The organism is Mesobacillus selenatarsenatis SF-1, from assembly GCF_000813125.1.
Taxonomy (GTDB): Bacteria; Bacillota; Bacilli; order Bacillales; family Cytobacillaceae; genus Mesobacillus; species Mesobacillus selenatarsenatis.
The window spans coordinates 1-20,171 of sequence record NZ_BASE01000018.1; the positions used below are offsets into that span (position 1 = coordinate 1).

At 42.9% G+C, this 20,171-nt stretch carries 20 protein-coding genes; 4 read left to right on the top strand and 16 right to left on the bottom strand.

From position 1 onward, the window contains the following. Positions 1 to 6: 6 nt before the first annotated feature. From ytxJ to TY49_RS04325, 3 genes are all read right to left on the bottom strand, one after another. Positions 7 to 336 carry a bacillithiol system redox-active protein YtxJ gene (gene ytxJ / locus TY49_RS04315; protein ID WP_041964677.1) on the bottom strand — a complete coding sequence of 110 codons (330 nt, stop codon included), beginning with the start codon at positions 334 to 336 and terminating at the stop codon, positions 7 to 9. A gap of 147 nt (positions 337 to 483) precedes the next feature. Beyond that, the gene (locus TY49_RS04320; protein ID WP_052442083.1) at positions 484 to 963 is read right to left on the bottom strand and encodes a YtxH domain-containing protein; all 480 of its coding nucleotides are present in this window, start codon (positions 961 to 963) and stop codon (positions 484 to 486) included. Between the two features lie 20 nt (positions 964 to 983). Continuing rightward, a complete protein-coding gene (locus TY49_RS04325) occupies positions 984 to 1,463 on the bottom strand; it encodes a DUF948 domain-containing protein (RefSeq protein ID WP_023626954.1) in 480 nt (159 codons plus the stop codon). A gap of 293 nt (positions 1,464 to 1,756) precedes the next feature. On the opposite strand from TY49_RS04325, the gene TY49_RS04330 reads away from it, so the two are divergent. Then, positions 1,757 to 2,872, top strand: a complete 1,116-nt coding sequence (locus tag TY49_RS04330) for an aminopeptidase (protein ID WP_041964679.1) — start codon at positions 1,757 to 1,759, stop codon at positions 2,870 to 2,872. A 66-nt stretch (positions 2,873 to 2,938) separates the two neighbouring features. Next, on the top strand, positions 2,939 to 3,151 hold the full coding sequence (locus tag TY49_RS04335) for a hypothetical protein (protein WP_041964680.1): 213 nt from the start codon (positions 2,939 to 2,941) through the stop codon (positions 3,149 to 3,151). 179 nt (positions 3,152 to 3,330) lie between these two features. On the opposite strand, the gene murC is transcribed toward TY49_RS04335, so the two are convergent. From murC to TY49_RS04375, 8 genes are all read right to left on the bottom strand, one after another. After that, positions 3,331 to 4,632 (bottom strand): UDP-N-acetylmuramate--L-alanine ligase, encoded by a 1,302-nt coding sequence (gene murC / locus TY49_RS04340; RefSeq protein ID WP_041964681.1) that lies wholly within the window; start codon positions 4,630 to 4,632, stop codon positions 3,331 to 3,333. A 320-nt stretch (positions 4,633 to 4,952) separates the two neighbouring features. Further along, on the bottom strand, positions 4,953 to 6,053 hold the full coding sequence (locus TY49_RS04345) for a nicotinate phosphoribosyltransferase (RefSeq protein ID WP_041964682.1): 1,101 nt from the start codon (positions 6,051 to 6,053) through the stop codon (positions 4,953 to 4,955). Between the two features lie 83 nt (positions 6,054 to 6,136). Continuing rightward, positions 6,137 to 9,232 carry a DNA translocase FtsK gene (locus TY49_RS24535; RefSeq protein WP_041964683.1) on the bottom strand — a complete coding sequence of 1,032 codons (3,096 nt, stop codon included), beginning with the start codon at positions 9,230 to 9,232 and terminating at the stop codon, positions 6,137 to 6,139. 203 nt (positions 9,233 to 9,435) lie between these two features. Beyond that, complete coding sequence (locus tag TY49_RS04355) at positions 9,436 to 10,230, bottom strand: DUF1444 domain-containing protein (RefSeq protein WP_041964684.1); 795 nt, start codon at positions 10,228 to 10,230, stop codon at positions 9,436 to 9,438. An 89-nt stretch (positions 10,231 to 10,319) separates the two neighbouring features. Next, positions 10,320 to 10,634, bottom strand: a complete 315-nt coding sequence (locus TY49_RS04360) for a thioredoxin family protein (protein WP_041964685.1) — start codon at positions 10,632 to 10,634, stop codon at positions 10,320 to 10,322. Positions 10,635 to 10,770: 136 nt separating this feature from the next. Next, positions 10,771 to 11,274 (bottom strand): hypothetical protein, encoded by a 504-nt coding sequence (locus TY49_RS04365; protein WP_041964686.1) that lies wholly within the window; start codon positions 11,272 to 11,274, stop codon positions 10,771 to 10,773. 184 nt (positions 11,275 to 11,458) lie between these two features. Further along, positions 11,459 to 11,986: a DUF84 family protein gene (locus TY49_RS04370; protein WP_041964687.1), complete on the bottom strand. Its 528-nt coding sequence runs from the start codon at positions 11,984 to 11,986 to the stop codon at positions 11,459 to 11,461. A gap of 66 nt (positions 11,987 to 12,052) precedes the next feature. After that, positions 12,053 to 13,126 (bottom strand): M42 family metallopeptidase, encoded by a 1,074-nt coding sequence (locus TY49_RS04375; protein WP_041964688.1) that lies wholly within the window; start codon positions 13,124 to 13,126, stop codon positions 12,053 to 12,055. Between the two features lie 203 nt (positions 13,127 to 13,329). Between TY49_RS04375 and TY49_RS04380 the strand changes: the two genes are divergently transcribed. Further along, complete coding sequence (locus TY49_RS04380; RefSeq protein WP_041964689.1) at positions 13,330 to 13,644, top strand: PepSY domain-containing protein; 315 nt, start codon at positions 13,330 to 13,332, stop codon at positions 13,642 to 13,644. 34 nt (positions 13,645 to 13,678) lie between these two features. Here TY49_RS04380 and TY49_RS04385 read toward each other — a convergent pair whose 3' ends face one another. Further along, positions 13,679 to 14,518, bottom strand: a complete 840-nt coding sequence (locus tag TY49_RS04385; RefSeq protein ID WP_041964690.1) for a YtnP family quorum-quenching lactonase — start codon at positions 14,516 to 14,518, stop codon at positions 13,679 to 13,681. 401 nt (positions 14,519 to 14,919) lie between these two features. Next, on the bottom strand, positions 14,920 to 15,564 hold the full coding sequence (gene trmB / locus TY49_RS04390) for a tRNA (guanosine(46)-N7)-methyltransferase TrmB (RefSeq protein ID WP_041964691.1): 645 nt from the start codon (positions 15,562 to 15,564) through the stop codon (positions 14,920 to 14,922). 147 nt (positions 15,565 to 15,711) lie between these two features. Here trmB and TY49_RS04395 point away from each other — a divergent pair, with 147 nt between their 5' ends. Continuing rightward, positions 15,712 to 15,990: a YtzH-like family protein gene (locus TY49_RS04395; RefSeq protein WP_041964692.1), complete on the top strand. Its 279-nt coding sequence runs from the start codon at positions 15,712 to 15,714 to the stop codon at positions 15,988 to 15,990. A gap of 4 nt (positions 15,991 to 15,994) precedes the next feature. Here TY49_RS04395 and TY49_RS04400 read toward each other — a convergent pair whose 3' ends face one another. The 3 genes from TY49_RS04400 to TY49_RS04410 all read right to left on the bottom strand — a co-directional run bounded on the left by TY49_RS04400 (position 15,995) and on the right by TY49_RS04410 (position 20,160). After that, positions 15,995 to 16,768, bottom strand: a complete 774-nt coding sequence (locus TY49_RS04400; RefSeq protein WP_041964693.1) for a phosphotransferase family protein — start codon at positions 16,766 to 16,768, stop codon at positions 15,995 to 15,997. 274 nt (positions 16,769 to 17,042) lie between these two features. Continuing rightward, positions 17,043 to 19,193 (bottom strand): type I pullulanase, encoded by a 2,151-nt coding sequence (gene pulA / locus TY49_RS04405; protein ID WP_041964694.1) that lies wholly within the window; start codon positions 19,191 to 19,193, stop codon positions 17,043 to 17,045. Then, entirely contained in the window at positions 19,180 to 20,160 is a 981-nt protein-coding gene (locus TY49_RS04410; protein WP_041964695.1) for a diacylglycerol/lipid kinase family protein, read from the bottom strand. The genes pulA and TY49_RS04410 overlap by 14 nt, the downstream gene beginning before the upstream one ends. Positions 20,161 to 20,171: the final 11 nt, after the last annotated feature.

Genomic DNA, 20,171 nt, shown 5'->3' on the forward strand with positions numbered 1-20,171 from the left:
TNTNTTTTACTTTACATTTTCTTCTTTAGCTCCCGCCAATGATTTTGCGGTGATTTTAAAATGAGAAGCATGCCATGCAACATCTGAATTCACAAATAAAATTGCCTGAGGCGATTCATGTTTAACATGAAACTTCTCAGCAATATGGTTGGATAGATCACGTGAATCTTGGACTGTTAGATAATATAGATTATCGTTGCCCGCGTTTTCGAACTTTGCGAATTCATCATATCCTGCAGAGCTGATTGGGCAGGTCGTGCTGTGCTTCAGCATGAAGAATGTTTCACCGGAATCGACAAGTGTGTCAAACTGTTCGATTGAATCAATCTTTTCCATACTACTCTCTCCTTTTATAAGCCTCTCTGTTGCTTTCACTACTAAAAGCAACAAACCCTCTTGATTTAATAATCAAGGCGAAAACAGGCTTTTATAAAAAAATAAACGGTGAAGTTATCTTACCACTTCACCGTTTCATTGACAAACTTACTGATTCAGCTTGTTTTCAGTATCATCGAAAGCTTTTTGCGTTTCTTCAAGCTTCTTTTGGATTTCTTCTCCAGTAGCAGTATGTGTGTTTTCCATTGTGCTTGTCTCTGCCATGGAAGTTGGTACTTCTTGAAGTTCGCCTTCGTCAATATCCGTGTTCTGTGAAGTATTACCGTTCTTGTTCTTCATGTCCTTCACCTTGTTGGCAATCGTAGAGGACTGCTGTGAAACAGTTTCTTTCAAGCCGCTTGCTTTCTCCTTCGCTACCGATGCAAGGTCAACACTCTTGTTCTTTAGTGTAGAAGTTTGCTCATTAAGCGACCCTCTTAACTCTTTGCCTGACTTAGGAGCAAGCAATAGTGCAGCCAGTGCTCCGGCAAGCCCGCCAACAATTGCTCCAGCCACAAAATCCCTGGAATTATTGTTGTCCTCTCTCATCTGTCCGTTTAGATCATATTGGCTTTGTTCTCTGTTCATAACTCTATCTCCACCTTTCATTAATACCGAACACGTTCACGCTGCCTCGTTACCATCTCTTCGCCTTCTAGCTGATGGTCAATCTTGGCTGTTTTTTTTGATTGCCACTTATCCCTCAACTCAAGGAACACGTTACTCCATTGAACAACCTGAGAAATCTTGTCCTTATTTTTGTCAATCTGAAGGTCCACCATTGTTTGGACATTATGAATAGATTGATTGAATCTCTGAACAGAATTTCCTACATCCTTCACAGCATTCACGACACCGTTTAAGCTCTCAGATTTTCTGGAAATATCGTCGGCCAAATTATTTGTTTTGTGCAGAAGCTCCGTCGTTTCACGAGTCACTCCATCCAACTGCTTTTCCAGGCCATCAAGAGTGCCTGATACACTGTCTAAAGTTGTTTGTAAGGATTTTAGAGTTTTGGATAACGAAACGACCAAAACCAAGAATGCAATTGCTATTACAGCAACACTTAAATACAAAATAATTTCCACTGTTGAACACCTCCGTTAGCATATGTACATTTTACCCCGCAGTTAGCGACGTAAACCACCTTGTCTAATATGTATTTCAATATAAGCATACCCTTTTCCTTCCTGAATAAGAATATCTTTCTACAAATTACAATTCCAGCACAAAGTTTCGCCAATCGACTTCGGGAATTTATATTCTTCTAATTTTCGCGGAGTTATTCCCTCCAAGTTACTGTAACGAAAAGAGCACAAACTGCGGCGTTTCGGTTACAATATGGTTATGTGCTTTATTTTAATACATAGGAGTGATTTCGGTGAAAGACCCACGGATTCAAACACTGGCAAAAAACCTGATCAACTACTCGGTCAAGCTTCAAAAAGGAGAAAAAGTCCTGATTGAAAACTTCGGCCTTCAGCGTGAGCTTGTTACGGCTCTAGTAAAAGAGGCATACGAGGCTGGTGGCTATCCATTCGTATCATTAAAGGACCACCAGGTGGACCGTTCATTGCTTATGGGAGCCCAGCAGGAGCAATTTGACATGATTGCTGAATTTGAAGCAAATGTGATGAGTAAAATGGATGCTTACATTGGCCTCCGTTCTGGAGATAACATCAACGAACACGCTGATGTTCCGGCAGATAAAATGAAGATCCATGGCAATACGGTTGGCAAGAAGGTACATAGGGACATTCGCGTTCCAAAAACGAAATGGGTTGTCCTGCGTTACCCTAACTCAGCAATGGCACAGCTTGCGAAGATGAGCACTGAAGCCTTCGAAGATTTCTACTTCAACGTTTGCAACCTTGATTACGGAAAAATGGACAAAGCAATGGACAGCCTGGCAGATTTGATGAACCGTACAGATAAGGTAAGGATTACCGGACCAGGAACTGACCTGACCTTCTCAATCAAAGATATCCCGGCTGTAAAATGTGCCGGTGAACTGAATATCCCTGATGGCGAAGTTTACACAGCACCTGTTCGTGATTCAGTCAATGGCGTGATCACCTACAATACACCATCTCCTTACCAGGGATTCACTTTTGAAAATGTGAAGCTTACTTTCAAGGATGGAAAAATCGTTGAGGCTGCCGCAAATGATTCAGAGCGTATTAACAAGATTTTTGATACAGATGAAGGAGCTCGTTATGTCGGGGAATTTGCAATTGGCGTGAATCCATATATCTTGCATCCAATGCAGGACATCCTGTTTGATGAAAAAATCGATGGAAGCTTCCACTTTACACCAGGACAGTGCTATGACGATGCATTCAATGGAAACCATTCGAATATACACTGGGATATGGTCAACATCCAGCGCCCTGAATACGGCGGCGGTGAGATTTATTTCGATGACGTACTTATTCGCAAAGATGGACGTTTTGTCATTCCTGAGCTTGAGGTCTTGAACCCTGAAAATCTTAAATAAGTCAGAGCTTGATAAGAAAAGCGCAGGCGCCTTGGTCAGCTCCGACACGCGCTGGAGGGCCTGACAGTGAAGTCGTTCTTTGACTTCATTGGCAGGACCGAAATCGAAAAGTATAGCCGACTGTCCAGAAACGCAGAAACTGGAGGCTCCGACAAAGAAGCGCTTTTTGCTTCTGCCGGCGGAGCTGAAGTTTCGGAGTTTCTAGGAGGCGACACTAGACAACTCGAAAAGCGGAGGCGACTGTCCAACTCCGACAAGCGTTGGAGGGCCTGCCAGTGAAGTCGCTCTTTGACTTCATTGGCAGGACCGAAACGTCTCGAGGAGTTAGGAGCCGCAGCTAGACAAGCGACTCGAGGGGCTAGGCGCTGTAGCTGGACAATTCTCGAAGTGAAATTTTATAAATTCTGATATGAAGACATACAAAAAGGATGCGAACCAAATGGCCGCATCCTTTTTATTTAAACTTGCAATTGATTTTCATATGCTTCTTGGAACTTTTGGATATCACCTGCACCCATGAATAGGATGACACCATTTCCATGTTCTTTCAGACGTGATGTATCTTCCTCAGTGATGATTTCTGCGTCGTCGATTTTATCTTTTAGATCGGTAATCGACAATTTCCCATGAATCTCACGGGCTGATCCAAAGATTTCGCACAAGTAAACCTTGTCTGCTTTATTTAAGCTTTCTGCAAACTCATTCAGGAAAGCTTGTGTCCTGGTAAAGGTATGCGGCTGGAAAACCGCGACGATTTCACGATCAGGATACTTCTGCTTCGCAGCTTCGATTGTTACTTTGATTTCTGTAGGGTGGTGAGCGTAGTCATCAATGATCACCTGATCTGCAACCTTCTTTTCAGAGAATCTCCTCTTCACGCCCTCAAACGTTTCAAGCTGAGCCTGAATCACTTTTGATTCAATGTTTTCGTAATGGCACAAAGCAATGACAGCAAGCGAGTTCAGGACATTATGGTCTCCATATGCCGGTATCGAGAACGTGTCATAGAAATTATTCCTGACAAAAACATCAAATGTAGTGCCTTCAGTTGACTTGACGATATTGCGAGCCTGGAAGTCATTTTCTTCGCCAAAACCATAGAATACAACTGGCACCTTAGCCTGGATTTTTTGCAGCTGCTCATCATCACCGCATGCAAAGATACCCTTTTTAACTTGCCATGACATCTCCTGGAAAGCGGAGAAAACATCTTCGATATTGGCAAAGTAATCCGGGTGGTCAAAGTCGATATTCGTCATGATTGCGTAATCAGGGAAATACGAAAGGAAATGACGGCGGTACTCACATGCTTCGAATACAAAGTATTGAGCATCTTTGTCACCTTTCCCAGTGCCATCGCCAATAAGGAATGATGTAGGCTTGGCGCCCCTCATCACATGCGCAAGCAATCCTGTAGTCGATGTTTTTCCATGAGCCCCAGTAACCGCAACACTTGTAAAGTTTTGCATGAAATCACCAAGGAATCGATGATATCTGATGATTGGAAGGCCCAGCTTCATTGCCTCCTGAATTTCCTCATGTGTATCCGGATAGGCATTGCCTGCAATAACCGTCATCCCAGGCTGTATATTTTCCTTATCAAACGGAAGGATCTTTATTCCAGATTTCTCAAGGGCCACCTGGGTAAAAAAGTGCTTATCATAATCGGAGCCCTGTACCTGATAATCCATATCATGGAGAACTTGAGCTAACGCACTCATTCCAGACCCCTTTATACCTACAAAATGGTAAATAGTCATATAAAGAACCTCCAACAACGTCTGTATGTAACACAGTATATGACAGATATCCTGAATTGCTCATTTCGCCTATTCCCGTTATAAAACAGCGCAAAATACAATGCGGATCGTATCTGCCTCTCATGTATTGAATCATTATAACATCATTACGGTAAATAACACAGTTTCATTAATGCTGTTTTCATGAGGTGCAGCTATTTTCACAGCCCTCATAAGTATGGGCTGTACCAAAAACTACATCATCAAAGCAAAATGTCTCCATTATGACCGTAATCATCAATAAAAGTACATATTCCCTTTATTAGTTGCTTTCAAACTTGTTAAAATTCTACTTTTTCAAGACGGGGATTCGGCCTGTACTTTCTGCCTGACTTCGCCTGATGTTTCCCGTTCAACATGACATTGTCACCAGTAAAACCAACTTTCAATTTTAAAAGGCTGCCGCCTACTCCATACATGTCGACTGGTACATTTTGCTTTTCAAACTCCAGGATCCTTTTTTCGCTGAAACCGCCGCTCACGACAATTTTCACATGGTCATAGCCTTCATCATCAAGCGCTTTTCTTAGTGCGAAGATTAATTCTGCATTCACTCCGCGAGGATCAAATGTCCCAAGCAAGTGCTGGTTGCGAAGGAAATACTGGTCAATTAGGGTACGGGAAGTATCAACCCTGACACCCTTCAGCTTTTCCCCAAATTTCCTTGCGACTTTCAATGAGTCAGTAATCGCATCATTATTATAATCAACAAGAGCGATCAAATCATCATTTGGGAAAGTTTCTTGATAAGCCTGGGTTGCTGCGACGATATCGCCGTTGAACATTTGGATCAATGCATGCGGCATCGTCCCCATCCCATGCTTGCCCCACCACTCATTCATTGCATGGGTGGCCTGGGCAGTCGCGCCTCCTATATAGGCAGCATAACCATCCCCAGCCTGTGTTGTATAATGATCGTCACGGTCTCCCATGAAAATGACCGGCTTTTGCTGGCCTGAATAGCTTGCTGCCTTTACGACATTATAAACATTCGTTGAGACAGAAGTTCTTCTTGCCAGGATGCCGTCAATGATTCCCTCAAGGTAACCAAAACTTTGATATGGTCCTGTAATGGTCAGGACTGTTTCAAACGGGGAGATTTTATCTCCATCCTTAAGTGAATGAATCTCTAGCTCCTCTGGACGGTCAGCAAATGTTTTTACCAGTGCGATTACTTCATCTGTGCCACACAAAACCGCTTCGTCCTTCTGGAAAAACTGCATCGTAATAATATTGTCTTCATGATATTTCTTTACTAGCTCTCGAGTTTTTAGAAAATACACAGCTGAAAACCAGCCATCACGAATCCTTTCATCAAACTTAAATGTATGATTGGTCAGACGGCTGATTTTCCCCTGCATTTTCAATTCGATTTCTTTCATCCAAAAAGCTCCTTCAATAACAACCCAACATCTATAGTTATTTATCCTTATTATAAGTACATGCTAATAAAGAATACCATTTATTAATTGAATGTACTAGTTTCCTGGAGGGCCTCAAGATCCGCAGCAGTAATCAGGACATCCCTCGGCTTGCTGCCCTTGCCCTCAGAAATGAATCCTTGATGCTCCATCATCTCAATCAGTCTGGCCGCCCGGTTATAGCCAATTTTAAAACGGCGCTGGACGCTTGAAGTTGAAGCGCCACCCTGGTCGATGACAAATTCACATGCTTCGTAAAAAAGTTCATCTTCGTCTTCCGTCACCTGGGCCTTCTTGAGAAGTTCATCCTGTTCAAACAAGTATTGTGGATCCCGTTGCTCCCTGACAAATGCCACAATGTCATCAATCTCATTGTCGGTAACGAAGGTTCCCTGCAGACGGAATGGCTTTGATGACCCATTTTCCAGGAACAGCATATCACCGCGGCCAAGAAGCTTTTCTGCCCCACTGATATCAATGATCGTTCTTGAATCCACCTGTGAGGAAACAGAGAAGGCAATCCTTGTAGGAACATTCGCTTTAATCAGGCCTGTAATGACATCAACGGATGGACGCTGTGTCGCGATGATCAAATGGATGCCGCAAGCCCGTGCCTTTTGGGCAATCCGGCAAATAGCCTCTTCCACATCGCCTGGAGCCATCATCATCAGATCTGCCAGCTCATCAATCACAATTACAATATACGGGAGCTTATCAGAAAACCTGCGATGCTTCTCGGCAAGTTCATTAAACCTGCCTATATCACGGACACCTGTATGTGCAAACAATTCATAACGGCGTTCCATTTCCTCAACTGCCCACTTCAGCGAGGCTGTCGCTGCTTTTACATCAGTGATGACCGGGCTGACTAGGTGAGGAATTCGGTTATAAGGTGCCAATTCAACCATTTTCGGGTCAATCAGCAGCAGCTTCACCTCATCTGGATGTGCTTTATAAAGCAGGCTGACAAGCATCGTATTGATACAGACACTCTTTCCAGATCCAGTGGCACCTGCAATCAATCCGTGCGGCATCTTTTTCAGATCAGTGACGATTGGATTTCCGGCAATATCAAGTCCCAGAGCCACTGATAACGGAGATTCAAGATCCATAAAACCTGCAGATTGTAAAATTTCACTTAACAATACAGGCCTGCTCGAATGGTTCGGCACTTCAATCCCGATTGTGTGCTTTCCTGGTATTGGAGCTTCAATTCGGATATCTTTAGCAGCTAAGCTCAACTTTATATCATCTGATAGATTAGTAACTTTATTAACTTTAACGCCCGGTTCCGGCTGTACCTCAAAACGGGTAACCGATGGTCCCTGTGTCACATTGACCACCCTGGCGCCTACATTAAAATTCCTCAGCGTCTCATTGAGCATATGCTCTTGCTCCGAAAGCCATTCAGGGTCGGGTGCTTTGAAAACAGGCGGGCTCAAAAGTTCCAGAGGCGGGAAGTCGTATACCGCTGCTGGGTGGACTTCTGGCTCTATAGCCGCTTCTCTATCATTCGATTGGATTTCTTCCCGTTCGAACTGACGGTTCATTTGTGCAGAAGAGGAATTCGCCACAGCCGGTTCGGCTTGCGTTTGCTCTTCGCTTTTTGATGGAACCGTTACCGGACTAACTTCAACTGATAAAGTTTTCTGCTGGTTATCAGCAACCGACGCATCTTTTTCTGCTACTATTAAGGTTTCCTGCTGGGCAGCTGATGGTTGTTCCTGCTGAACTGGCAGAACAACTGATGAAGTGCTGCCTGCCGACAACTCGTCTTCTAGTACTTGATTTTTCTGGCCACTAACATCTGAAGAAGGTGCATCAACATCAGGATGAGTTTGGTGTGCGCTTGTCTTTTTTCCTTCAGTCATAAAAGAAGGATATTTAGACGTGTTCCGCTCTTCCCACTTCCTCTTATCCTGCTTAAGCATAAGCACATTGAATGGAAGCTGCCTTTTGGGTTCTGCAGGCTTATCCTCTATTTTCGGTTCAGGGTCAGGACTGTGTTCTGGCTCTGATGCCTCAAAAGATTCTTCCGTTTTCGTGTTTTGGACCTTAGCAACATCGACAGGCTGAACATTAAGCTCATCCTCGCTTTGTTCATAGCCGTTTACTTCGTCCTCTTCAGGGCTATTTTGAATGCTGATTGCTTCTGCTTCTTCCGGTTTACTTTGCATACCGGATGCTTCTGTCTCTTCCTGGTCATGTTGATAACCGACCAATTCTGTCTTTTCGGCACCCTGCTCAAGCTCGACTTCAGTCATCGTTTCAATTTGGGAATCCACACTACTATACTCTGGTCCAGGCTCGCTATTAAAAATTATATCGAGCGCCTCTGTTTCCAACTCTGATTGTTCTACTTGTTCATCTACTTCAGTGACCTCAAGATTCTGAGTTTCAGCAAGATCATCTTCTATGTATATATCTTGCGTCACTGTCTCATCATGACTTTCTGTTGAAACATGAGCTTCCTTTAAATCCATAGCTTGCGACATGATATTTATGTCGTCATGCTTTATTTGTTTAACTGCACTGCTCTGATCCTTTTCAAAACCAGCCAGTTCATATTCAACATCCTCCAGGTCCATTTGGGTCATACTTTTTCTAGGAGGTCTGTTAAATGCATAAATTGGGGACGGAATTTCGGTTGGTTTAAAAGGCTGCCGAAATTTCGGTCCGCTGTCTTTCCGAGTTTCATAATGGAATTTCGGTGCAGATTCCACAGCTTTTTTAGGCTTGTATGGTTCAATTGGTTCTCTCGCAGTATCACGTCTGACTTTGCTCCGGGAATCCACGGCTGGCTCACGGCGTTGATTGTGGAAGGAGTCACTTTCAGTTTGCCGTTCATTCTTAATCTTCAGTGAACCTTGCTCTTTAATGAACGGCTTGATCTCACCATCCTGGATGACCCTTTCTGGGCGCCCTTTTGTCTGCTTGGATTTTTCAGGAACTGAATCCTCATCGGGGATCAATGGAAAACGAAACTGACCTTTAGGATATTGGTATAATACCTTTGCTTCTATATCCCTTTTTTCATTCTGTTCTTTCTTTAATGGCCTTGAAACAGGTTGATCTTGTTCAATATCATTAAATTCATCATCGTTTTGGAACATGGTAAAAATCTTTTTAATCCAACTCAATATAAATCACTCTTTCTTTCGCATTTCATTATTATTTTAACAGTAAATCAATATTTTTCGAGATAAAATGAAAGAATGAGCATTTTTTACGAGAAGAAATCTTCAATAACAATCAACTTTAGGCTCAGTTATTTACAAAACATGACATCACAACTATATAAAGGAAAAAAGCCCGTAATTCCGGGCTTTCGCTTCTTCCGCTACTATTCCTTTTTTGTTTTACCTAAAATAAAGATTGGCTCCAATTCTCCATCTTCATATAGGAAGCTTAGGGCAGTAATTGGCACTCTTCCACTCGCAAAAAAGCTCATCGTCATCTGGGCCAATATATCATAACCTGTGTTATTTTCCACATCGGCGATGATCAAAACATCTTGATGGGGAACGGCCACAGTCATGGTTCCCTTAATCTTTTTCTTCATTTCATTCAAGAAACTTGTATTCAAAATCCTGCTGGCATCATAGCCGTCATTCGAATTAAGGAAATAAAATGTGTTATCAGCCACACGGTCCTCTTTTAATTTTACGGAGAGTGAACGGACATTGAACAAAGCCGTCTCACGAACCTGGCCCGCTGACCATCCTTCTTTTTTCAAAAGCTTCGAATCAATCAGCCTGTATGTAGTGCCTAAATCCAAAGCGTAATAAATCCGTGTTTCCGCGGTATGATTGTCAAAAAGGAATGGAATCCCTTCCTCGGCCTCAGATGGAAATGACGTTGAACGGATGACAGGAAATATATTTTTTTCCTTTCCGGACAGCTCGACCTGGCTCTCCATCGCATTCAGGCCTTCTGATACATAATAGACAACCTCATCAATCGCTTTTTCCTTATGATCCTGCCACTTGGCTACAATCCCAGGCAGAGCAATGGTGATTCCGCGACCAGTATTTTTATTTTCAATTCTCAACTGATCCTTTTCCCGGTCATAGGAAAAAGTTCGGTCAGGATGTTGAAGACGATTCTCAAGCTCTTTCCGCATTTTTCTGCTATCCATTATCTTATCCCTCCATTTCTTCAGGAGTTTCTGCAACTCATTTTACATGAAATTTCCCTCCACCTCAAAAGATGGAGGGAAATGATTAATTAGGCGAGACCTTCAATAAAGTTTTCGATTTCAGCCTGTGTCTTTCTGTTCTTGCTGACAAAACGGCCAAGCTCCGTGCCATTTTCAAAAGCGACAAAGCTAGGAATGCCATATACATCGAGCTGGATGCAAAGATCGATGAAATCATCACGATCCACAGAAATGAATTCATATTCGCTGTATTTGCTTTCAATTTCAGGCAATACCGGCTCGATTACACGGCAGTCAGGGCACCAGCCAGCAGTAAATAAAAATATATGTTTTCCATCGTTTTTCAACGCTTCAAACTGTTCCATTGATTCCAAGTTCTTCATAAGAAAACCTCCCGGGAAAATCTCATTGTACTTCACTTATTTTACCCATGCATTGAAAAAAAAGAAACAAATCTGATTAAAGCTTTTTTCCCACCACAAACACTGGAGATAAAAAAAACGCCATCATTGAATGGCGTCACTTAATATTCACAGAGTTGGCAATTTGCATCATCGCTTCTGCGTCTTCTCTCACATTCTCAGTTTCTGTAGTCAGCTTGACGCCACCAATCCCGATAATCAGCTGGTAATGGTTCTCTTTCAGCTCTTTTACAAGCATATAGCCAAATTTGCCATCTTTACTGAAGGTTTCATTAGCGTCCCATTCCTTCTGTTGCTTCACAGTGGAATCATAGACGACTTTACTATCTTCTTTTTCATGCTGATTATAAAAAAGAATATAAGTTTTTGAGCCATCTTTGAGCAATACATTATTAGGTGTTTCTTTTTCCACCTTGACATCAGACGGTAAGTAATAATCTATATCTTTAGTACTATTGTTTGTTTTTTCTGGTTGGCTTTCAAAAGTAGACGCAACTTCCTTTTTTATTTCAGCCTTCTGTTCGGAAAAAGAGGCAGAACAAGCGCTTAGCAGGAGTAATCCCACTATAATAAGCCCAAATGCCCTTCTGAACTTTATCATACTTTTTTCCCCCTTGGTAAGGACTTAACCACTTCTTTTCTATCATACCTTTCTTGTTTGACGGGTGACAAGGCTTGTCGAGCATTTTTTGTTGGAATTTATGATATTTTTCAGAAATTTGTCGAAAAACTTTGCTTTTGTACTTATTTTTAAAGCAGTTTTCGAAAAAAAAAGGACAGCCTGACTAGACTGTCTTTTGATTTCGACTTGTTTCATATTCATATTGTCCAACTAGCAATTTCATGACATGTGTGAACATTTCGCTTCTGTTTATTTGTCCATTCGTGAAGATTCCGACTGCGCCTTCGTTTTTGCGGACGTTTTGCTTTTTTGCGTATTCATCCATTACTGGACCAAGTTCGGCCCCCATTAGTAACTGCTGGGCAATTTCGTCAGGGAGTGGAATCCTTGCGCCACCGGAAATAATCGGATCCATTCCTTTGGCTGCCAGAGCTCCCCAATTGCAAAGCATCAGCCCATAAGGTGTCTGCTGAACGCCACCTTCGAGTCCGATGCCAATTTCAGCGTCACCCAGTTCAGCCGCTTGTATGGCCCTGTTGACTGCCCCTTTGATAGTTTCCTCATCAGACATCGGCTGTTCGCTTACACCTGATTCAGCATCGACAGAGATGATCTCGTATTGATACTCTTTAAAAGCTTCTTTAACTGCATTAATTTTAGCTGGATTCTTTGAACCAACTGCAACTCGCATAATTTGTGCCACCTTTCATGCCATGAAAAAGGAGCAGTTTTACCTGCCCCCTCATTTCTCTTTTTATTAGCTATTATTCTTGATTGTTTCCACAGTTGTTTTATCTGCTGCTTTTACAAGCTTGACGAGTAGTTCCTTGGCTGCCGCATAATCATCAACATGGATCATTGATGCTGCAGTATGGATATAGCGTGAGCAGATACCGATTACTGCGCTTGGAATGCCTTGATTGGAAGTGTGTACTCTTCCTGCATCCGTGCCACCCTGGGAAACGAAGTATTGGTAAGGGATATCATGCGTTTCAGCCATATCAAGAATGAACTCTCTCATGCCTCGGTGCGTAACCATTGAGCGATCAAGGATTCTCAACAGCGTTCCCTTGCCGAGCTGGCCGAATTCATTCTTATCACCTGACATATCATTAGCCGGACTTGCATCCAGTGCGAAGAAGATGTCTGGGTCGATCATATTCGCTGCTGTCTGTGCACCTCTTAAGCCGACCTCTTCCTGGACTGTAGCACCTGAGTACAGCATGTTTGGCAGCTGGATGTCCTTCGTTTCTTTTAAAAGCTCAATTGCCAGGCCGCAGCCATAGCGGTTATCCCAAGCTTTAGCAAGAATCTTCTTATCATTTGCCATCGGAGTGAATGGACAGATTGGTACGATTTGCTGTCCTGGTTTGATGCCGATCTTGATGGCATCTTCTTTATCGTCTGCACCAATATCAATCAGCATATTCTTGATTTCCATTGGCTTATTGCGTTTTGACTCATCCAGCAGATGAGGCGGAATCGAGCCGATTACACCTGTAACCGGTCCATCGTTCGTGATGATCTGGACGCGCTGTGCCAAAAGCACCTGGCTCCACCATCCGCCAAGCGTCTGGAATCTGATCATCCCGTTTTTCGTAATGGATGTAACCATGAAGCCTACTTCATCCATATGTCCGGCAACCATGATTTTCGGTCCGTTCGGGTCACCTTTTTTAACGCCGAACACACTGCCCAGTTTATCCTGAATCAGTTCATCAGAATACTGTTCTAATTGCTCGCGCATGAATTTCCGTACTGCGTGCTCGTTTCCCGGTGCTCCAGGCAATTCCGTCAACGTTTTAAACAGGCTCAATGTTTGCTCGTTCATTTAATTTCTCCTTCTCACCAAAAATTTAGATTTACTAAAGATTATGTATTTATAGATTCCATTTTACAGAACATTCATTATCCTTGCCAGTCTTAATCCTGTCATACACATTTTTTGCGGTATTATTTCTTTGCTACACCTGAGTGATTTGTTATGATGAAGGTAACTTCAAATTCCATATTTAACCTTGGAGGTCCTTGACTATGAACTGGAAAGCCTTTTTCATTGGCGTTGGCGCCGGCCTGGCAGGTGCGTATGCTGTAAAGGAACTTGCTTCACAAAAAGAAACCGTGTCAGCTGATAAAGTACTGAATCATGCGAAGGCAGCGTTTAAAAAATCAGGGCCAATCAGCGGCTCATGGATCAATATGACTGCCGAGCCTTATTCAATAGCTCCCCTTGATTACCAGGTATATAAAGGCGGCATCTCCCGCAATAACGATGGCAAGGTGGAACAATATGAATTCATCGCTGACGCTTCCACTGGAGCGATACTTGATGCTTACCCGTTAGATTAATATTGATTGGAATCTAGACCTGCTTAGCGCAGGTCTATTTTTTTCTCGCAATCGAATCTGTTATTTTACCGTCCTGATCGAATTTTACTGCACGATAGACAGCATCATGATAAAAAGTGAACCAGGCTTCCTTGCTGATTCCAAATTCCAGCCATTTCTGCTTGGCGAAAATCGAATCCATAGGGTAATCATCGTACGCCATCACCCAGAGAGGATTCTGGTGAGCATGAGTTGGCATGATATCAGCCATGTGAACGACTGTCATCTCTTCATCTTCAATAATCAGGATTGAATGTCCATCACTATGGCCACCAGTGTGGAGCATTTTGATTGGGCCAATTGACCATTCCTTCTCAAATGTCTCAACCTGCTGTTCGATCCCCTGCCAGTTTTCTTTCCAGTATGTACTCTTGGACCTGATATTCGGATTGCGCATCTCATCCCACTCTACCTGGGAAGTGATGATTTTCGCGTTAGGGAAGACCGAAACAAGTTCCCCGTCTGAATCCTTCGTCAACCCGCAGGCATGGTCAAAATGCATGTGTGTCATCAATACGTAATCGATATCTTCTGGCTTCAAGTCCAGCTTTTCCAGCTCTGAATCCAGACTTGATTCCTCGAGGACTCCAAAATTGCGTTTTTGCTTCTCATTCAGTTTTCCATTGCCCATGCCGCTTTCAACAAGGATATTTTTCCCGGCGGCCTGGATCAAAATTGGATCTGTCCGCAGCTCAATCTGGTTTTTGTCATTCACAGCATATTTGCGTGACCATAACGGTTTTGGGACGACCCCAAACATCGCTCCGCCATCAAGATGAGTGACTCCACCGTTCAGCCACTGCAGTTTAACATTCCGAAGCTCAAGCTTTTCCATCTTGCATCCCCCTTTTTTACTTGATTGTAACACTCGGATTTTAAATTTTTAAATAATTCCTCTTATTTTGCTTCATTTCTTGCACAGTTTCACGATATTTTGGTTCCAACCACATTAACAATAAGGTTGAATTATAATTTTCCGCCTACTCATTCGATCATTATGTTTATTTCCTAGCCTTTTTCATCCAAGAAAATGTTTTATTGGCGAAGTTCACATTTTTATTGGCGATAATTTGATTTTATTGGCGATTTCTACTTTTTATTGGCGATATATTAATTTTATTGGCGAAATTCACAACTTTATTGGCGAAATGGAAATAATCGCACTTTTTTTCCAATTCAGCTAATGTTATTTCCATGTAAAAAAGCCAATCGACATTAATCGATCGGCTTCAATACTTATTCAGCTATGAACTGTACTTCACAACGGTAAATCCGGCTGCCGCGAGATGAGAATTTCTCTTCGTATTCAGTCATGATGTTACCTTCATATTCACTGTTGTGAAGATCGAGGCTGACATAGTTAAGCTTCATGCCATAATGTGAAAAGCTAACAAGAGAGTATTCAAATAATCCCTGGTTATCTGTCTTAAAATGGATTTCGCCATTTTTAACAAGGATGGATTCGTATACTTCAAGGAAGGACTTGAACGTTAGTCTTCTCTTTTCGTGGCGTGTTTTTGGCCATGGATCAGAGAAGTTCAAATAAACGCGGCTGACATCTCCGCTTTCAAAGTACTTTGCAAGCTCTGCTCCATTTACGTTCATCAGTTTGCAGTTTGGCAAATCCACTTCAATCAGCCTGTCCAGCGCACTGACGATGACACTTTCCTGCAGCTCAATGCCGATATAGTTAATGTCCGGGTTGGCTTTAGCCATTCCAGTGATGAACTGGCCTTTTCCAGTTCCAATCTCAATGTGGAGGGGTTGATCCTTCTCAAAAACTTGACCCCATTTTCCACGGTGTTGCTCCGGTTCATGAATCACAAAATTCGAATACTCACGTAATTTATCTTTAGCCCAAGGCTTGTTTCTTAGTCTCATACTGACACCTCTGTACTATTTTCATTCGTTTCAAACAATATCATGCAACCCATATGTTTTCAAGGTGAAATTTATCGAGTCTGCATAAACACAAAAAGGAATCCACAATCTATATGTGAATTCCTTTTAAAAGAAAGGGTGATCATTGTGCCTTTAAGCCACCATGACCAGGTAAATTTATTAAAGGATATATTAAGCAACCAGCAAACTGACTGCTGCGGTTCGGTTGCGGAGTATCAACAGTTGGAACGCCTGATCAAATCGCTGATGGTCAACACAAATGTTGACGGCAACATCAAATCGATTCTTCAGGATGTTTATCAGTATAGCCAAAATGGCGTAAATGCCTCTGACTTGGAACAGCATATCCAGACAAACCAGGGTCAGCTGTCCCAATGGGTAAATGATATCGGTCAGTTCTCATAAAAATTTAAATAAGTGCTTTTAAAAAATCAATCCATTTGTCCATTTCGGGAATGCGATTTTGGTTTTTATGCCATTGGATTGCTGAAAGGGATTGTGCAAGTGCGTACCATTTCATTCGGTGCTTAAGATTTTCGGTCAGGATGATGCCGTATTTATCCAGCCATTGCTCCCATTCCTCTTCCGGTATATAAGAATACAGGAGAAGTCCAAGGTCGATGGCAGGGTCGGCAATCATCGCTCCATCCCAGTCAATTAAATACAACTGGTTGTCTTCAGTAAGCAGCCAGTTGTTATGATTTACATCACAATGGCAGACGACCTTCTCGTCCACATCAATATTGCCAACGTTTCCAGTTAAAAACTTCATTGAATCTATGACAGCTTGCTTCGTGCGAAGCTCCTCATCCAACTCCTCATTCAGCGCTGATAGGAACATCTCGGGTTTCAGAGGGCTTTTTCCCAGCCTGGTAAGCATCCCAAGAAGCGGTTCAGAAGCATGGATCTTCTTCAACAGCTTGGCCACACGGTCGTTGTTCATATCCCCGGGCTTCAGCTCACGTCCATTCATCCATTGCTGTGCCGTAATGACATCTCCGTTTTCTAACCTTTTCGTCCAAACAAGCTTGGGTACAATTCTTTCTGCGGAGAGAACAGCAAGAAAAGGGGATGAATTGCGTTTTAGAAAAAGCCTTTGTTCTTCATGCTGCGCAAAATAAGCGGCACCGGTTGCACCACCTGCAGGAACGATCTCCCAATCCTGTCCAAATAAATGTTCCAAAGTTAGTCACCTTCATTTATCACTATTTCCCTTATGCTAAAACCGGAAATGGATTCTATAAAATCAAAATTCACTGTTGTTGTATCTATTATCGGAAATAAAAAGACAGCTATTAATAGAAACAATAGCTATCTTATAAATTTTATCCCCTAGAGGCTGAGTACGTCAACCCCAAGGAACCTAAATTAATATTGTGAAAAAGTTATCAAAAGAAAAGCGAAGTCCTTTATTGATCACCTATAAGGGCTCAACACTGGAATATTCGGGAGTCTGCCTATTTTGCCAGCACAAACAATGAGCATGGCTCTAGCAGCACCTTATTCCCTTCTATATGACGAAATGGCTGTGCAGACGCTTTTTCATGGTCAGCAAGGACACTCCATCTCGCATCTTCTGTTAGTTCCACAAGCTGCTGATCCATTGATGGATTTATGAACACGAGAATTTTTCCCCAATGTCCACTTTGTTTTATTTCTTTCAGCGAAAAGCCGATCAACGGTGCTGGTAATGAGAAAAATTCCATTTGCCTGCGGATTTTTTCACTGTCAGGAAGCCGGAAAGCTTCGTTTGATTTGCGTATATCGATGATTCCTTTGATGTATTGGACATTATCCACGTTTGCATCACGAAGATCCCAATCCAGCCAGTTTATTTCATCGGGAGAACGGTAGCTGTTGCCAATTCCTTTTTTCGACCTGAAAAATTCCTGGCCGCTGTGCAGAAATGGTATTCCCTGGGCCAGTAATACCATCGAAGTAGCCAGCCTGTGCTGCTTTTTTAAAATAGCTTCATCCTGGTCAGGGTCACTTATATTCAGCTTATCCCACAATGTATGGTTATCATGCGATTCAATGTAATTCACCGATTGTCCCGGCTGCAAAAACAGGCCATGTTTCCGCTTACCAATTCCAATGCTGCCAGCCATCACCTGTTTTGCAGCTTCCAGGTAGCGATCATTCCCTAATGCGTAGCCCTTATCATAAATGTTAAAAGTACTGCCTTTAATGGAGTCGCGGAACCAATCATTAAACTGGCCTATTCCTTGCAGCTTTGCCTGGTTCGAAATATTGGCCTTCCGATCAGGCGGGAGCGGGGTATTAAGGTCCCAGCCTTCCCCGATGATTAAAATGTCGGGACTAACGCTATTTACTGCCTCCCTGACAGCAGTCATTGTATCGATATCCAAAATGCCCATCAAATCAAAGCGGAAGCCATCAACATGATATTCATTCAGCCAATACATGACTGAGTCAACAATGTATTTCCTCGCCATCAGCCTTTCGGAGGCGATATCGTTCCCCACTCCGGTTCCATTTGAGGGAAGGCCATGTGCATCGTGACGAAAAAAGTAACCTGGAACAATTTTTTCAAAAGGAGAGTCCTCACGGATGTAGACATGATTATAGACCACATCCATAATGACACCCATTCCCTGGCTATGGATCGCAGAAATCAACTGTTTAAGCTCGATGATCCGAGTATAAGGATCCCCGGGATCAGAAGCATAGCTCCCATCGGGGGCATTATAGTGAACGGGATTATACCCCCAATTATAGTCCCTGGCCCGATCCAGTTCGTTTACTCCTTCGAAATCGTTAACTGGCAGGAGTTCTAAATGTGTGACACCTAGACTTTTAATGTAGGAAAGCCCAGTCTCCATTCCGATTGCACTTTTTGTTCCTGTTTCCGCTGCACCCAGGTATGTTCCCTTCCTTACAGCTCCACTGTTCGGGTGCATCGTAAGGTCCCTGATATGAGCTTCATAGATGATAGCATCAACCGGCTGTTTTAGTTTCGGGGCATCAATTTCAGCTGCCTTTGTTTTTGCCGGATCGATCACGACGCCATATTCACCATTGACACTTAAAGCAGTGGCATAAGGGTCAACAGCTTCTCTCCACTCAAGATTGATACATACCAGGAACGAATAGCGGTAAAGCCCAAGATTCCGTGCTAACTCTAAGCTCCATACGCCCTTATCAATCCTAGTCATATCGATCAGCTCGGGGTTTTGGTCATCTTCCATGAAAAGCCTGAGCTTTATTTTTGTAGCGGTAGGAGCCCATAACTTGAAAATGGTTTTTTCAGGTGTGTAGCTGACACCAAGATCATCGCCGCCGTAAAAAAATAATGAGTCAAATTCTTCTGTTCGGATGACTGCTCCGATTTGCAGATCCGTTTGACCGCCATGTTCATCCAAAATTACGTATGTTTTGCCGATCTCAGGCCTGATATTTGATAAGCAAATGTATTTTACTGCATCCTCCAGCAATACCTTCTCTTGGATTGCCAATGGCAAATCAACGCCTTCTCCTTTTAGGCGGAACTCATTGGAGGTTCCTTCAAAATATGAATAAGGAAGCAATACAGTAATAACATTCACTTGATCAAGATAGGCGTTAAATTCCCTTTCAATGGCAATCATTCATTTTCAACTCCTCGGTATGCCCTGGATTGTTTTTACCAGTTAGAATTTTCAAGACTTTTGGACATGCCTGGATTTTCAGCGGTGTATGTCCGATCGCTTCACCATCTGCATGAGCTAAAACATCGCCCGTGGATTCAATGGTAATCGACTTTCCGGTAAACTGCTCAACTTCCTTGAACCTTGTATGCTTTCCCCAGAAGACGCTGACGAAAACCAATAGTAGCTTCAATCTCGAGATTCGGTGCACTACCGTGATATCGAGAATTCCGTCATCCGGGAGAGCGGCAGGGGCAATCTTCATGCCCCCTCCGTAGTATGGCTGGTTGGAAATCGTGATAAACCAAGCGTTGCTGTATTTGTATACTTTGCCATCAATCGTCACTTCTATTGGAATCGTTCTGAATGTAAGGAGTTTTTTGACAAGAATATATACATAGACCAGCCTGCCCAGTGAAAAACGGTTCAGTAGCTGTTTCATCCTGGACTCATTTGAATCCTTCGCAACAGCAGCATCAAAGCCTACTCCCATATTATTCATAAAATAGGTTTCCTGTAATTCTTTGTGCTGAATTTTTCCGATATCGATTTCGGTTGTGTGGCATTTGCTTTTATCAACAATCAAACTTAAAGCATCTACTGACTTTTTCGGTATTGCAAAGCCTCTTGAAAAATCATTCCCTGACCCGCCAGGAATGAACCCGACAGTTACGTTTGAATAGGATGCGGCGCCGTTTACCACTTCATGCAGTGTACCGTCCCCTCCGACTGCCGCAATAACTGCGGGTGTGCCGTCAGCCTTGCGGGAAATTGCCTCCGCAAGCTCCTGCGCATGCCCGGGGTATTCTGTAAAAAATGCAAGATACGGTATTTCAAGACTCCCCAGCTCTATCTCTATGTTTCTCCAAATCTCCCGGCAGCTCCCGTTTTTCGCATTGGGGTTGACGATAAAATAGATCTTCTCCATATGATCAACCT